The sequence below is a fragment of the Sorangium sp. So ce295 genome (assembly GCF_051527405.1).
GTDB classification, from domain to species: Bacteria; Myxococcota_A; Polyangia; order Polyangiales; family Polyangiaceae; genus Sorangium; species Sorangium cellulosum_B.
The window spans coordinates 9,626,687-9,641,166 of record NZ_CP150324.1 but is presented as its reverse complement, the minus strand read 5'-3'; the positions used below and the strand labels follow the sequence as shown (position 1 = coordinate 9,641,166).

The 14,480-nt window shown below is 70.5% G+C and carries 14 protein-coding genes; 7 read left to right on the top strand and 7 right to left on the bottom strand.

Features of this window, described 5'->3' with window-relative positions:
* The first annotated feature begins 6 nt into the window (after nt 1–6).
* From WMF11_RS36555 to WMF11_RS36545, 3 genes are all read left to right on the top strand, one after another.
* A complete protein-coding gene (locus WMF11_RS36555) occupies nt 7–1,272 on the top strand; it encodes a hypothetical protein (RefSeq protein ID WP_437974026.1) in 1,266 nt (421 codons plus the stop codon).
* Nucleotides 1,273–1,513: 241 nt separating this feature from the next.
* Complete coding sequence (locus WMF11_RS36550; protein ID WP_437974025.1) at nt 1,514–2,047, top strand: hypothetical protein; 534 nt, start codon at nt 1,514–1,516, stop codon at nt 2,045–2,047.
* Nucleotides 2,048–2,096: 49 nt separating this feature from the next.
* Nucleotides 2,097–3,107 carry a cupin-like domain-containing protein gene (locus tag WMF11_RS36545; RefSeq protein ID WP_437974024.1) on the top strand — a complete coding sequence of 337 codons (1,011 nt, stop codon included), beginning with the start codon at nt 2,097–2,099 and terminating at the stop codon, nt 3,105–3,107.
* A gap of 94 nt (nt 3,108–3,201) precedes the next feature.
* Here the strand turns inward: WMF11_RS36545 and WMF11_RS36540 are convergent, their stop codons facing one another.
* The gene (locus WMF11_RS36540; RefSeq protein ID WP_437903834.1) at nt 3,202–3,954 is read right to left on the bottom strand and encodes an anti-sigma factor family protein; all 753 of its coding nucleotides are present in this window, start codon (nt 3,952–3,954) and stop codon (nt 3,202–3,204) included.
* Complete coding sequence (locus WMF11_RS36535) at nt 3,951–4,460, bottom strand: sigma-70 family RNA polymerase sigma factor (protein ID WP_437903833.1); 510 nt, start codon at nt 4,458–4,460, stop codon at nt 3,951–3,953. Before WMF11_RS36535 ends, WMF11_RS36540 begins: the two co-directional genes overlap by 4 nt.
* 168 nt (nt 4,461–4,628) lie before the next feature.
* Here WMF11_RS36535 and WMF11_RS36530 point away from each other — a divergent pair, with 168 nt between their 5' ends.
* The 4 genes from WMF11_RS36530 (at nt 4,629) to WMF11_RS36515 (ending at nt 8,237) form a co-directional block, all read left to right on the top strand.
* On the top strand, nt 4,629–5,747 hold the full coding sequence (locus WMF11_RS36530) for a catalase family peroxidase (RefSeq protein WP_437903832.1): 1,119 nt from the start codon (nt 4,629–4,631) through the stop codon (nt 5,745–5,747).
* On the top strand, nt 5,744–6,358 hold the full coding sequence (locus WMF11_RS36525) for a cytochrome b (RefSeq protein WP_437974023.1): 615 nt from the start codon (nt 5,744–5,746) through the stop codon (nt 6,356–6,358). Before WMF11_RS36530 ends, WMF11_RS36525 begins: the two co-directional genes overlap by 4 nt.
* A gap of 476 nt (nt 6,359–6,834) precedes the next feature.
* Complete coding sequence (locus tag WMF11_RS36520) at nt 6,835–7,320, top strand: hypothetical protein (RefSeq protein WP_437903830.1); 486 nt, start codon at nt 6,835–6,837, stop codon at nt 7,318–7,320.
* Nucleotides 7,321–7,403: 83 nt separating this feature from the next.
* The gene (locus WMF11_RS36515; RefSeq protein WP_437974022.1) at nt 7,404–8,237 is read left to right on the top strand and encodes a PAS domain-containing protein; all 834 of its coding nucleotides are present in this window, start codon (nt 7,404–7,406) and stop codon (nt 8,235–8,237) included.
* Nucleotides 8,238–8,282: 45 nt separating this feature from the next.
* Here WMF11_RS36515 and WMF11_RS36510 read toward each other — a convergent pair whose 3' ends face one another.
* From WMF11_RS36510 to WMF11_RS36490, 5 genes are all read right to left on the bottom strand, one after another.
* Nucleotides 8,283–9,308 carry a hypothetical protein gene (locus WMF11_RS36510; RefSeq protein WP_437974021.1) on the bottom strand — a complete coding sequence of 342 codons (1,026 nt, stop codon included), beginning with the start codon at nt 9,306–9,308 and terminating at the stop codon, nt 8,283–8,285.
* Nucleotides 9,309–10,243: 935 nt separating this feature from the next.
* A complete protein-coding gene (locus tag WMF11_RS36505) occupies nt 10,244–11,197 on the bottom strand; it encodes a hypothetical protein (protein ID WP_437974020.1) in 954 nt (317 codons plus the stop codon).
* A gap of 284 nt (nt 11,198–11,481) precedes the next feature.
* Nucleotides 11,482–12,753, bottom strand: a complete 1,272-nt coding sequence (locus WMF11_RS36500; RefSeq protein WP_437974019.1) for a cytochrome P450 — start codon at nt 12,751–12,753, stop codon at nt 11,482–11,484.
* Nucleotides 12,754–12,920: 167 nt separating this feature from the next.
* Nucleotides 12,921–13,601 (bottom strand): dienelactone hydrolase family protein, encoded by a 681-nt coding sequence (locus tag WMF11_RS36495; protein ID WP_437974018.1) that lies wholly within the window; start codon nt 13,599–13,601, stop codon nt 12,921–12,923.
* Nucleotides 13,602–13,633: 32 nt separating this feature from the next.
* Nucleotides 13,634–14,362 (bottom strand): SDR family oxidoreductase, encoded by a 729-nt coding sequence (locus WMF11_RS36490; protein WP_437974017.1) that lies wholly within the window; start codon nt 14,360–14,362, stop codon nt 13,634–13,636.
* Nucleotides 14,363–14,480 lie beyond the last annotated feature (118 nt).

The following is a 14,480-nucleotide window of genomic DNA, read 5'->3' as shown; positions in this document are numbered from 1 at the left end:
CGCAGAATGGCCCGAGCGATGCGGGCGACCTCCGGACCTGCTTTCGAGCTCACGAGCTACCGGCTCGCGGCGCGCCACGAGGGCCTCGGCCGCATCTTCGCGGGCCTCGCGCTGCTCGCGATCGCGGGGCCTTTCCTTGCCAGCGTGCTCGCCATGATCCTCGCAACCGCGCTGGGCGAGCCGAGCCTCCGCGGGGTCGCGCTCAGCGCCCTCGCCCTGACCGTGCCCGGCGTGGTCGCCGCCCTGGGCCTCTCCCTCGCGAGCGCCCTGGCCATCACCACCGGCATTCGCCGGAAGGGGCCGGTCCGCGTGACCGCCGACGCGGCCGGGCTGCGCTTCGCCTTCGGCGCCGTGGAGCGCTCGATCCCGCGCGCCGAGATCCTCTCCGGCATGGTCCTGTCGGATCTGCGCGTCCGCGTCGAGCTCCGCCTGAGCCGCGGGCGGGTGATCGAGGTGCAGATCGCGCGGGAAGAGGAGGGCGCGCGCCTGCTCGCGGCCCTCGGGATGGGCCCGACGGAGCGGCGCGTCGCGGTCTCGCTCGGCAGCGTCCACCGCGAGCTCGCGGCCGGCTGCATCGGTCTGCCGCTCTTCATGATCCTCTGGCTCATCGTGATCGCAGCGATCGCCCTGCCGCTGCCGGCCTCTCGCAGCGCCGGGCCGGTCGTGGCGTGGTTTGCCCTCGCCCTGGGGTCGACGTGGCTCCTCCGTCGCGCCGCGCGCCGCACCCAGGTCGTGGTGGGCACCGACGGTGTGCGCATCGATCGGCCCTTCTCGTCCGTCTGGGTCCCTTATGCCGAGCTCAACTCGGTCGGGAGGCGCGGTGATCGGCTCGTTCTCTCTCGCCGAGGCGGCGGCATCCCTCTCGTGCTCCGGACGGGGGAAGCCCTGACCGAGGCGCTCGCGCAGCGCATCCGCGATGCGCACGAGGGGGCCGCCGCCGGCGCAGCGCCGCGCGGCGCCGAGGCGCTGGAGCGGGGCGGCCGCGACCTCGCGGCCTGGCGCGAGGACCTCCGCAAGCTGCTTGCCGCCGGCGACTACCGCGCCGCCGGCCTGACCCCCGAGGATGCGCTCCTCGCCCTCGACGACGTGAGCGCCCCGCGGGATCGCCGGGTGGGCGCCGCCCTGCTCCTGCGCGTCGCCGGCTACCCCGAGGCGCAGGAGCGCATCCGCGTCGCCGCCGGGGCCACCGCGGACGATGCGCTGCGCGCGGCGCTCGAGCACGCCGCCGAGGAGGAGGTCGACGAGGCGGCGCTCGCGCGGGCCTTGCGGTGAGCCGCGCGCCGCTGAGCCACTCTGGGCCACGCGCGACGGGTGCGTCGGGCGGCGCTGTAGAAGGCGAGATCTTCAGGGATATCCGGCGGTAGCGAGATGGCACGTGTCCTGCATGCTGCGTTGAGCGGAGGTGTTCATGTCACGCAACTTTCTTTCGGACGATGCAGCTTTGTTAGCGCCGCTGCCCACGCCGCCGCCTCGGACGGCGGCCCTGGTGCAGCGGGTGTCTCGAGCGGCCGCAGTGGCTGCGGCCGTCTTCGTGGTCGCCTGTGGTCCTCCGGGCGTCGACGAGGGACGGGACCCGGACGATCAAGGCGAGATCATCCCGCCGATGCCGCCGCCGCCTCCGGACGACGAGGTCATCCCGCCGATGCCGCCGCCGCCGGACTGTGAGGACGGCGAGATTGTCCCGCCGATGCCGCCGCCGGACGGGGAAGAGGGGGAGATCATCCCGCCGATGCCGCCGCCGCCGCCGGACGGGGAAGAGGGGGAGATCATCCCGCCGATGCCGCCGCCGCCGCCGGACGGGGAAGAGGGGGAGATCATCCCGCCGATGCCGCCGCCGCCGCCGGACGGGGAAGAGGGGGAGATCATCCCGCCGATGCCGCCGCCGCCGCCTCCGGACTGCGAAAGCGGCGAGATCATCCCGCCGATGCCGCCGCCGCCGCCGGACGGGGAAGAGGGGGAGATCATCCCGCCGATGCCGCCGCCGCCGGATGGGGAAGAGGGGGAGATCATCCCGCCGATGCCGCCGCCGCCTCCCCCGTGCAAGTGAGGCGTTCGATCGTCGCACCGTTGCGCTCCCCAACATCGTGAGGTCGAAGATGGGCGAACAGGAACGTGAGCTGGAAGTTGCGCCCGAGTGGTGGCGCTGGGCCACGGAGAACCTGCTGCGCGGCGTGCCCGAGGGCCAGATCTCCGAGCAGCTCCAGGCGGCCGGCGTCAGCAGCGCGCAGGCCGGAGAGCTGCTCTCGGCCATCGTCCGTTCGCCCATCTTCGTCGCCGCTCGGCCCTTCGCGAGGTCGGCGCGGCGGCACGAGATGCTGGCGCGGCTCCAGCAGAGGATGGCGTCAGTCGCCTGCGATCCGACGGGGATCCCGCGGCGCTCCGGCGTGTCCGGCGAGGAGCTCCGCGACGTCTATGTCGCCGGCAACATCCCGGTCATCCTGACCGACGTCGTGACCCGCTGGCCCGCCTTCGGCCGGTGGACCCCGGCCTACCTCTCCGAGCGGTTCGGCGATGTCGTGGTCGACGTCACGACAGGACGCCAGAGCGATCCCGACTACGACATGCACGCGGCGCGGCACACCGAGAGCACGCCGCTGCGCGACTTCGTCGCGCGCATCGCCGGCGCCGCGCGCGAGGAGACGAACGACTTTTACATGGTCGCCAACAACCGCGTCCTCGAGCGGACGAGGCTCGGCGCGCTGCTGGACGACGTGGTGCTCCCGGACGGGTACTGCGCCGCGCAGCGGCTGCTGGGCGCCTCGGCGCTCTGGCTCGGCCCTGCCGGGACCGTCACGCCGCTGCACTACGACACGTCCAACATCCTGTTCGGGCAGGTCTACGGCAGGAAGCGTTACCGCATGATCGCGCCGTTCGAGACGTCGCTGTTCGACGGCGCACGCGCGATGTACGCCGATCGGGACCCGGAGAAGGACCCGATGGCCCCGGCGCTCGTGAAGGACGTCGTGCTCGAGCCGGGCGATGCGCTCTTCATCCCGGTGGGCTGGTGGCACCATGTCCGCGCGCTCGACGCCAGCATCAGCCTGGGGATCAACAGCTTTCCGTTCCACAACAACTTCGACTGGTACCGGCCGAGCAACATCGGTTAGCGAATCGAGCGAGGCTGCGTCTCGACCATCAGGAACCTCGTGGTTCAGGGCGGTGATCGGCCCCGATGACCTCCCCGGGGGGCGGGCCGCGGCGTCACATCGAAAGGCGCGCGGCCTCCTGGACCTCCGCGATGCGCGGGTCGTCCGCGCGGCCGACCACGGCGAACCCGTAGCCATTGCGAAACCAGTACTTCGTCGCGAGCCCGCCGTCGCGGCGCGTGCCGGTGAGCTCGCCCGGGCGCGAGCTCGGGCGGATATAGAAGCTCACGCGCTGACCGCCTCGGTCCTCGTACATGAGAAGGACCGCAGGGCCGCTGGACGTGGGGAGCAGTCGGCCGCCGAGGAGGTCGAACCCATACGGCGCCAGATCGGGCAGCGCCACCGGGCGCCCCAGCCGGCCGGAGAGCCAGGCCTGAAGGTCGCCCCCGTCCCCCGCCGCCATCTCCACCGGCCGCACGCGATCCGTGGCGAAGGTGCGGTACGCCTCGACCGCGTCGTCCATCGGAGCTGGCGCTCCGGGGAGGCTCACGGAGCGCGCCGTCCAGCCGCCGAGCGCGCCGATCCCGAGCGCGACCGCGAGCGAGGCGCCGAGCATCGCGCGCCGCTGGGAGCGCTGGCGCAGATCGCGCCGGATCGCGAGCGGGTCGAGGCGCGGGTTCGGCGGCAGCAGGGCGGCCCCGGCGAGCAGGGCCCGTAGCTCCCCGGTGTTTCGCCGAAGGTCGTCGACGCGCGCGCGCTCGTCGGGGTGCGAGGCGAGGTACGCCTCGACGTCGCGCGCCCTGTCGCCGTCGAGCCGATCGTCGACGAAGGCCTGAAGCTCGTCCTCGGTCGGGGGCCCAGGGCTCATTTGACCCTCCGGATCCGGGCGGGGGCCGGCTCGGCTTCGGTCAGCGCCCGGTAGGCGTCGCGCGCGCGGGAGAGGCGCGACATCACCGTGCCGATCGGCACGTCGAGGGCCTGCGCCGCCTCCTGGTAGGAGAGCCCCTCGACCGAGACCAGCGAGAGAACCGCGCGATGATCCGCCGAGAGCTTGTCGAACGCGCCGAGCGAGGAGCGCGCGATGACGGCCTCCTCGCCGGGGCGCCCGTCCTCGGCGCGGACGCCGAACGCCTCCAGCAAGCGCCGGACGCGCCCCGCGCGTCTCCGTCCGTCGAGGAACTGGCGGACCATGATCGCGTACAGCCAGGCCTTCAGGCTCCCCTCCGGGCGCTTCGTGTGCCAGCGCGAGAGGGTCTTCTCGAGGCAGCTCTGTACCAGATCGTCGGCGGCGCTCGCGTCGCGCGTCAGCGAGGCCGCGAACCTCCGCATGCCCGGCAAGAGGGCGCGCAGCTCTTCGTCGTTCAGATCGCTCATCGCCGTTCCCGCCCGCTCCTCGGCTCCAATGCCTCCACGGCCGCGAGACGCCGCTCGCGCCACGGTTATTCCGTGGGGGGATCTTCTTTGTAGCCCGCGGAATAACGCGCCCCGGGCCGCGTCACGGCTGCGACCTACCACGCCGCCTCGATGGCGGAGGAGCTCGTGATGTTCGGAGTTGTGCGTTCCCACGGGGGCCTCCGGGGCCTCTTGCGCGCGAAGGCCGGCGAGATCGCCCGTGCCTCGCTGATCTTCGCGATCCTGGCCGCCCTGGCCGCGGCGTTCGCCTTCGTCGCGGGGGTCCTGGACCCCTCGCGGCTGACCCCGGCGAAGCTCGTCGACGCGCTCGAGGGGCGTGACGGCCTGCACCCGGGCTTTCGCCGCGCGCACGCGAAGGGCGTCTGCTTCACCGGGCGCTTCGAGGCGAGCGGCGCGGGCGCGCAGCTCTCCAGGGCGAGCGTGTTCGCGCAGGGCGAGGTCCCCGTGATCGGGCGCTTCTCGACGGGCGGCGGCGCGCCGTACGCGCCCGACGGGCGCGTCGCCCTGCGCAGCATGGCCCTCGGCTTCTCGCTGCCGGGCGGCGAGCAATGGCGCACCGCCATGAACCACATCCCTGTGTTTCCGGTCGCGACGCCCGCGGCGTTCCTCGATTTTCAGCGCGCCACCTCGCCCGTCGCGGCCACGGGGGAGCCGGACGCCGCGCGCGTGGAGGGCTTCCTCTCGGCCCACCCGGAGACGCGCGCCTTCATGGCCCGGCTGCGCGACAGCGATCTGCCGTCGAGCTTCGCGAACGGCACGTACCACAGCGTGAACGCGTTCCGCTTCACCGGCGGCGCCGGCCCGGCGCGCGACGTCCGCTGGTCGATGGTGCCCGAGGCTCCCCTGGAGGCGCTGGACAAGGGGACGCTCGCCTCGAGGCCCCAGAGCTTCCTCTTCGAGGAGGTCATCGCGCGCCTCGCGCGTGGCCCGCTGCGCTGGCGGATGCGGGTGACGCTCGCGGCCCCGGGCGATCCCACGGGCGACGCCACGCGCGAGTGGCCCCAGGATCGCGAGCAGGTCGAGGTCGGCACGCTCGTGGTGGAGCGCGCCGCGACGGAGGCGGCGGGGCCCTGCCGTGACATCACCTTCGATCCGCTGATCCTGCCGGCCGGGATCGAGCCCTCGGACGATCCGCTGCTGAGCGCGCGCTCATCGGCCTACGCGGTCTCGCTCACGCGTCGCGCGGGCGAGGGGCCGGCGCCGAGCGCGCTCTCCCGTGGCCCCGCCGAGGAGGGCGCGCGCCGATGAGCCCTCCGCACCAGTTCCACCCTGCTGCGCGCATCCTGCACTGGATCATGGCCGTCGCGATCGTCGCCATGCTGTTCATCGGGGTGGGCATGGCCTCGACCGCGAGCGGCGCCCGGACCTCGCTGCTGCCGGTGCACCGGTCGCTGGGCGTCGTGCTCCTCGCGCTCACGGCGGTCCGCCTCGGGGTGCGCCTCGCGCGCCGCGCGCCGCCGCTGCCGGCAGACATGCCGGCCTGGCAACGGCGCGCGGCGGGCGCATCGCAGGTCGTGCTCTACGTCTTGATGTTCGCGATTCCGATCGTCGGCTGGGCGATGCTCTCGGCGGGGGGCTATCCGGTGACGCTGCTCGGCGGGGTCAGCTTGCCCTCGATCGCGCCGCAGAGCCCGGCGCTCCACGCGGCGCTGCGCCGCGCTCACACCTACCTCGCCCTGCTGCTCTTCGGCGTCTTCCTCCAGCACCTCGCGGCGGCGCTCTTTCACCTCTTGATCCGAAACGACGACGTCTTCGCGAGCATGGCGCCGCGGTGGAGGCCGCGGCTGAGCCGGCGTGTCCACGCGGGAGATGGGAGGCCCCCGTCGGATGTAGGAGAACGCGGCGCGAAGCTTGGTTAACGCCTGTGAGGCACCCGTCTCCCGGTGGAAAGGCTTCCAGCCAAGGACGGGTCGTACCTATCCCCACGTCGGAGATGCCGACTCCGATCTCGCCATCTCGCCATCCGACCAGCATTGTCGACCCCGGCGTGAGCCGCCAGCCACACTTTCTGCATCCTTACCATGAAAGAATCCTCCAGGTTGAACGTAGCCAGGGCGTCGTGTTCGTCAGGAATGCGGCGCCCTCACGAGGATCAGATTACGCAGAGGGGGCCAAGCGAACCGTGTGTTATGCTCGTCGCATCTGTTTGGCTGCGGGAAACATGGGTTAGGGGTGTGTCGACGGCTGCGTTGATGGGTGCCTCTTCAGGGCCGCGCCTGCCTCGCCGGGGCCGCAGGTGATGACGGGAGGCTGCGGCCGCGGCGCATCACCCCGCGCATCTTCTCCGGGGGATCGAGGCGGTTTCGCGCAACCCCAGGGTTGAAGCCTCTGCGGCGTGCTGCGCGCGCCCCTGATCGCTCTCTTCTTCGAGGCATACCCCTTCCGCGGCGACCTCTACGTGGACGGCGGCGTGTCGTGGAATTACCCCATCGACCTCTTCGACGGCACGCGCCGCCGGCCTATCCTGGGCCTGCTCGGCAAGGCGGTCGGCATCAACCCCGGCACGCTCGGCTTCAGCCTGGGGACGAAGGCGCAGATCGACTCCGCAAAGGACGGCTGGCGCCCTCTGCCAGCTCGCATCGACGGCCTGGAGGGCTATGTAAAGGCCCTTACCTCGTTCGTCCTCGATACCTCGACCCTCCTGTCCCTCGACAGCGCGACCATCCAGAGGACCGTCTTCATCGACAACGCGAACATACCCACCACCGATTTCGAGATCACCCCCGCCCAGATGGACGCGCTGATCGAGAACGGCGCCGAGGCCACCCGGCGCTGGTTCGAGGCGCACCCGCTGGCCAGCTGGGCGGCGGCCAGCCGCTGAGACCCCGCGCGCGGGACGCGGTGCGGCGCCCCGGCGCTGGAAATTCCGCGAAATGCGGACGCCCCGACGCGGCGAGCGTCGCCGTGGCGCCGTGCCTCGAGTCGGCCGCGGGCATCTCGCCCGAGGACGAGCGGCGATATCGGACGATCAGGTTCGGCCAGTTCATGTGCGGGACCGTGGCGGCGACCCGGATGCCCCTCATCGCCCTCGATCTCCAGCGCTCGAGCCTGGAATGCGGGTCGGAGCTGAGAAAGGCGGGCGTGCAGGCCTATGCGGGATATCCGCTCATCTCGCACGACCGCCTGCTCGGGACCCTGGCCTTCGCCACCAGCGAGCGCTCGCACCTGAACGCCGACGAGCTCTCGCTCATGCAGACGCTGAGCGTGCAGGTGGCGGCCGTCCTCGAGCGCAATCGCCTCTGCCGGAGCTTGCGCGCGAGCGAGCAGGCCGCGCAGCGCCACCTCGCGCTCCTGCAGAACGTGTATTCGACGGCGCCCGTCGGCCTCTGCTTCCTCGACCCGGATCTCCGGTACGTGAGCGTCAACGAGACGCTCGCGCGCATCACCGGTCGCCCTGTCTCCGAGCACCTCGGCCGCACGCTTGGCGAGTTCATCCCCGAGGCCACGCCGTTCAAGGACCTCTGCGAGCGTGTCCTCGAGACGGAGCAGGAGGTGACGAACTGCGAGCTCCGGGTCGCGCGGCCCGAGGGGGACCACGACTGGCTGGTCAGCGTCCACCCCGTGCGCGACGAGGCGGGCACGATGCTCGGCATCGCCTACCTCATCGCTCAGACCGGGTACGGCCACGCGGAAGATCGCCGCCGCTCCCGGGAGGTGAGGTTCGATCTGCACATGACGAAGCCGATCGATCCCATCGAGCTCGAGCGGGTCCTGTGCTCCGTCGGCGCCCGCGCTTAGACAAAACGTCCGCAAGCCAATCGTGACGCCGGTGGAGACTGGCCATCACAACCGAGCTAGCCGTCCATCATCGAGCACCACCCATGGAGATGACGTCGAATACGCCTCGGTCCCGGCGATCGGCAGGCTTGGTGCATCCGCGAGCCGATCGAGTCCTTCTCGGAGCTTCATGCCACGATCGGTGAGCCGATAGACCAGCGATAGCATCGGGTAGCCATCAGCCGGCTTCGGTCCCGTCGCCCGCTCCACGACCGCACTCGAATCGTGATCTGCCCATTGCTCCAGCCGGCGTGGTAGGAACAGATCGCCCGTGCAGTCGAGGAGCTCCCACAGCTCGGCGCCCAGTCGCGATTTCTGGCCGCACATGGCCAACGGCGTCTGCCACTCCGTCGACAGAAGAGCCACTATGAGCTCGTCGAATCGACTGAGGCGTATGGCTCCTCTCGTGCTCCTTCTTGGAAAGAAGGAAGAGAGAAGCGCCCACAAGGGAGCGAGCTCTGGAAACCCTTTGACGCCACGCGTGCACCTTTCGACGAAAGGCAATGGATTCGTATCGACGTACCTCTCCCAGAGGCGGACGGCACGATCGTAGCGTTCCCGTGGCCAGGGGCGCGCCTTGTCGAGGCGCTCCAGAAGAACCTCGTCGGGATGATCAGACACCGATGCGGAGCAGTCGAACGGAGGCAGCGGTTCCTCGGGGATCCTTGAGCGGTGTACTGGATCAAGATCGACGATAAAGACATTGTGACGCGCGATCCCCAGGTGACGCAACCAGCTACAGGCCCTCCAGAGGTTGACTCGCTCGTGGAGACTCGATGACACCCACAGGACAACGGGCAGATCCCAGCGGACATCAGATGAATAGAGCCGGTCCCACACATCGGACGAACACCACCATGCCTCACGCGTCCGAGCATGCTCCATGGTGTCCATTCGACTCGGTCCGATAATAAGGCAGTCGGACGCGCGCACCGTATTGCCCGCGCCGAGTCGTGCCAGGCGCTCTGTCGTCGGCGTGTCGAAGGCAACATGCGTTGCGTCCCGCATGGACCTCTGGATCGTCGTGTTCATTCAAACCCACACCGGTAGCACTCGTCGTACGTGTATCGCTTTTTGAGCTGACAATCGCGCCGACAGATTGCGCAAAGAGATTTGCCGCCGTCGATGATGCGCGTGCATGGATGGCCTTTGTCCTCGCAGTCGACGTACATGTCTGTGCATGTCTTGTCGGGCGTGCACCCTGCCATCTGCTCAGCGGCGCCGCTTCCCACATCGTCACCGTTCCCGAACCGGTCCCCCGTAGCTGCTGACCCCGGTGGGAATGGTTCTCCGGCCCCTGTGCCTTCCGTCCCCCTAAGATAGCACTCGCCCAGGTCGTAGTTGCACGCCCACACCGTGAGACCGAGAGGAATGAGAACAGGGATCGCCTTCAATTTCAGCCTGTGGCGCATGCTCCTCCTCCAAGTTTTTTCCAGATGCGTGTGCGGAGGGGCGGCGTCAACTGTGATTCAGGGCATGGATTGCGTCCCTGCGGTTACGGCTTCTCAAGCTCGCCCCGGTCCGAAGCCGAGCTCGAGCTGAGCGCAGCGGGTTGCACATCGTCGCGGCCGAGCTCGGTGCGGACCATCGGAGGTCGAGGCGCACGTCGGCGCGGCCTTGAGCCTGCTCGGCGTTGTCAACATGCTCAGTATCGTTGCAGGGGCAGGTGTTGAGAATCAGGCTGGTTGATGTTCTTTCGCTCCGGTGAGCTGATGGCCTTCGCACCGGTAAGCGGGCCCCGGTGCCGGGCGTGGCACCAGGGAAGAAGCCCAAGGACGAATGACGCCGGCCGCGGCGCTGCCGTGGCACCCAGGTCGAGCGCGCATCGGCCGTGGGGCGAGCGGCACCACGGAGAGCCCGTCCGCAGGAGGGGCTCCTCGCCTCAGTCGTCGCCCGTCAGGCCCTCTCACCGCGTGAGCGGCGGCCAGTGTGCGGGAAGTAGGCAGCTTCGCAGCACGAGCCTCGAGCTAAAACGCCCAGAGGCCCAGAGAGGCGAGCGCGGCGACGGTCGTGGCGGCGGCGAGCGCGAGCGACGCGATGACCGAGAAACAGCTCGCCGCCCAGACGCGCCCCGGGAGAGCTGGGTCCCATTCGCCCCGCGCGTCCGGCCGCGGGGCGGAGGCGAAGTCGCAGTTCGCCAGGCCGTCGCCCGTCTCGGGATCGGCGAGCACGACGCCGTGGAACGATGGCCCCGTACGCACCGTGACTTGCGCGATGCGCCCGCGAGGGGTCTGCACCGTGAGCGTCGTCACCGAGCCGAGGCCCGAGTACAGGCGCAGCGCGATGTCCCAGCCGTTCGTCCAGAGCATGGGCCAGTTCCTGAGCCGCACGCCCGAGTACGCCTGGCTCTTCTGGAGCACGGTGCCGACCTCGCCGCGCGCGAGGAGCCGCAAGCGCTTCGTCGCGCCCGCCAGCGACACGCCCCAGAGCACGACGAGGAACGCAGCCATCGCCGCGGCGCCCTCGATCGGTCCAGCGAACCACGGGGCGAGCAGGGCCGGCGCGATCAGCATCGTGAAGGGAGGAAACAGGGCGATCCTGAAGAAGGACCATGCCCCGCGGGACAGCTCCGCGAAGACGTACGCGGCAGGCACGGCGCGCGGCCCCGGCCGGAGCGGCGCGACAGGGCGAGCGCGCTGGGCAAGCGCCGATTCCATCGCGCGGAGGGCCTCGCCGAGGCGAGCCGCTTCTCCGGCGTAGTACGCGCGCTGGCCCTGGAGGAGCTCCACCGAGGCCGGCACCCCCGCCGCGGCGGGCGGCGGCGTGTACGTGGCGAGCGGAATCGGGGCGACCCCGCCTTGCACGAGGCGCGCATTGAGGGCCGCGACACGCGCCACGACCTGCACGAGCGCGGCGTAGCTCTCGAGCACCTGCGCCTCGGCCGTTCGCACGAGGGCCGCATCGTCGGATGCACGATACATCGTCCAGCTTGCATATCGAGCGGGAGCGCCCGCCGCAAGAGCGCGGTGGCAGCATCGTCCCCGCCATCGGTGCTCGGCTCGCCGTGTCCGGTGCCGAGCGTGTCGCCGGGATTCCTGCGGTGACCAGCGGCTTGCGCCGATCGGGGCGCACGGCGCCCCTCGTGCCTTTCAGATCGCTGGCTACGTTCTTGAAGAGCTGGGTGACTGTCTCTTCTCGGGTGGCCGCCTCGGTCGGGGCGTCAGCGGCCAGCGGCGCGTCGGCCAGTGGGCCGAGCCCGCCCGCTTCAGGCTGCGGGGAAGCGAACGCGCAGCGAGCTCGGCCCGCGGTCCTGCAGGTTCGAGCCGGCGTAGCTCAATGTCGGTTCGGCGAGCTCCCAGCGCGGCAGTGAGAGCAGGGCGCGCACCGACTCCTGTTCGGCGAGCTCCCAGCGCGGCAGTGAGAGCAGGGCGCGCACCGACTCCTCCACTTCCATCCGGATGAGCGGGGCTCCGGGGCAGTAATGAGCGCCGCTCCCGAAGGTCAGGTGCCGGCTCTGCTGCCGGGTGATATCGAAGCGGTCCGGCTCGGAGAACAGCCCGGAATCGCGGTTCGCCGCGGCGATCATCGCGAAGACGAACTGCCCCTCGGCGACCCTGGTGCCCCGGATCTCCGTGTCCCTCGCGCACATACGGCTGAGGGAGAGCACGGACGGCTCGAAGCGCAGGCTCTCCTCGACCGCGCCGCGGACGAGGCCTGGCGCCTCCCGGAGCTTCGCGAGCTCGGCGGGGTGGTTGAGGAGCGCGAGCACGGTGTTCGCGATCTGGTTCACGGAGGTGACGAACCCCGCGGCGACCATCTGGAAGCATTGCATGGCCGCCTCGCCCGCGAGCTCGGTGTCTCCGCCTTCTGCCTCGATGAACCTGCTCGCGACGTCTTCGCCCGGCGCCTTCCGGCGCTCCTCGACGAGCCGCATCATGTAGTCGACCATGTCACAGCAGCTCTGCTTCACCGCCCGCTTCTGCTCGTCCGAGGTGACCCCGCCGCCGGCGAGCTTCAGGAGGTCCGTCGACCATCTCATGAACTGCGGCCGATCGGCCTCGGGTATCACGAACATCTCGGCGAGCGTGTTGAGCGCGACCGCCTCGGAGAACGCCGAGACGACATCCATCTCGCCGTCGCGCCGCGCCTTCTCGGCGGCGCGCTGCACGAGCCCCGCGACCCGCGGGCGCATCCACTCGACGGCCGACGGCGAGAACCCTTTCATGATGAGCTGTCGAAGCTTCGTGTGGCGCGGCGGGTCCTGAAAGAAGGCGAGCCGCGACAAGGAGTCGAACGTCTTTCTCGAGAGCTCGTCCTCGCCGAGCATGCCCAGGCTGCCGAGGATCGCCGTCGCCCGCCGCGCGGTGAAGCTCGGGTCCTTCACGAGCCCCTCGATATCGGCAGGAGCGGTGATGAGGAAGCACTGGAGCGGCTCGAAGAAGTAGACCGGCGCCTCGGTGCGGAGCCGATCGAGCGTCGGGAAGGGATCGGCGAAGAAGCGTTCGCTCGTGAGGTCGAAGCCAGAGGTGACGGCCATGGTCCTTCTTTCCTTGTGGCGCTCGTGGCGCGGCGGAGATCCGCGGCCAGGCTAGGGTATCGCCACGCCGCCGTGAAGCGGCCTGCCCGCGGGTCGATCGCCGCGCGGCGGCGGCCGAGGTGGGCGCGCGAGGCTCCGTGTAGGGCGGCCCGGCACCGCCTGACGCGTCAGCCAATGTGCGTGTGGAGGAACTCGACCGTGCGCTGCCACGCGAGCGCGGCGCTCTTCGGCTCGAACCTGGACGAATCGGTCGAGCGCATGAACGCGTGGCCGGCGTCGTAGACGTAGAGATCCATCGCGCCTCCACCGGAGCGCGCCGCCTTCTGGATCGCTTCGGCAACGGAAGGGTTCGCCCAGTCGTCCACCTTGGCGTAGTGCCCGCAGATGGGCGTCTTCACCTGGGCGAACTCCTCCGGTGCGATCCGCGGAAGACCGTAGAACGGGACCGCCGCCTCCAGCGCCGGCCGCACGTGACGTGCCGCAGCGAGGGTGAGCGCGCCACCCAAGCAGAAGCCCGCGACCGCGACCCTCCCGTTGCACCGCGGATGCGAGCGCAGGTAGCCGACCGCGTGGCCGAGCTCACCTACGGCCTTCTGGAAGTCGAAGGCGCCGATCAGCTTCGCCGCCTCCTCGTCGTTCTCGGCGAGCTTGCCGTGATAGAGGTCGGGGGCGAGCGCGAGGAAGCCCGCCTGCGCGAACTGCTGGCAGTGCGCTCGCATCACCTCGTTGAGGCCGTGCCACTCGTGGACCACGACGAGCCCTCCGACCTTGCCCGAGCCAGGCGGCTCGGAGAGGGCGCCCTTCATCTGCCCCGCGTTCCCCAACGAAAACGTCACCATCGTCGTCATGTCGTCCTGCTCCTTTCGTCACTCACTCTTCTTCACCAGGGCACGGGGCCGCGCGCGTCGAAGAACCCGCCGGTCGGGCCGGCGTCGTCGAGGAGCGCGAGCCTCACGGACGCGCGGGCGCCTTCCTCGACGGTCTGCGTGCCGCGGTGGCCATTCAGGTCGGTGGCGGTGTAACCGGGGTCCGCGGCGTTGACCTTGATGCCCGTCGGGGCGAGCTCCTTCGCATACTGCACGGTCACCATGTTGAGCGCCGCCTTGGAGGCGGGGTAAGCGATGGCGTTGAACGACGCGTACTCCCACGCTGGGTCGCCGTGGTTCGTGAGCCCGCCGAGCCCGCTCGACACCATGACGATGCGCGCCGCGGGCGACGCTCGTCGGAGCAGCGGGAGCATCGCATTCGTCACGGCGATGGCAGCGAAGACGTTGACCTCGAACACGTGGCGCACCTCGTCGAGCCGCGTCGCGCTCGGCGTGGAGCGGCCGAGGAGGATGCCCGCGTTGTTCACGAGGACATCCAGCCGCCCGAGGCCGCGCTCGATCGCGCGAGCCGCTTCGGCGACGCTCGCGGCGTCCGTCACGTCGAGCGCGATGAAGCGCGCGTCGATGCCTTCTCGGCGCAGCGCCGCAGCGGCTCGCGCGCCGCGCTCCTCGTCGCGTGCTCCGACGAGCACCGTCATGCCCACGCGGCCGAGCTGGCGGGCGGTCTCGAGGCCGATCCCCTTGTTCGCGCCCGTGACGAGCGCTGTTCGCTGGACGTTCATGCCCTCCATCTACGACCGAGCGCCCAGAGGAGATTGGGCGATCTTGGCTGACGCGCGTGCTTGGGGAGCAGGGAGCAGCCCGAGAACGCCGTAGCGCCCAGAAGGGCCGCGCGGTATC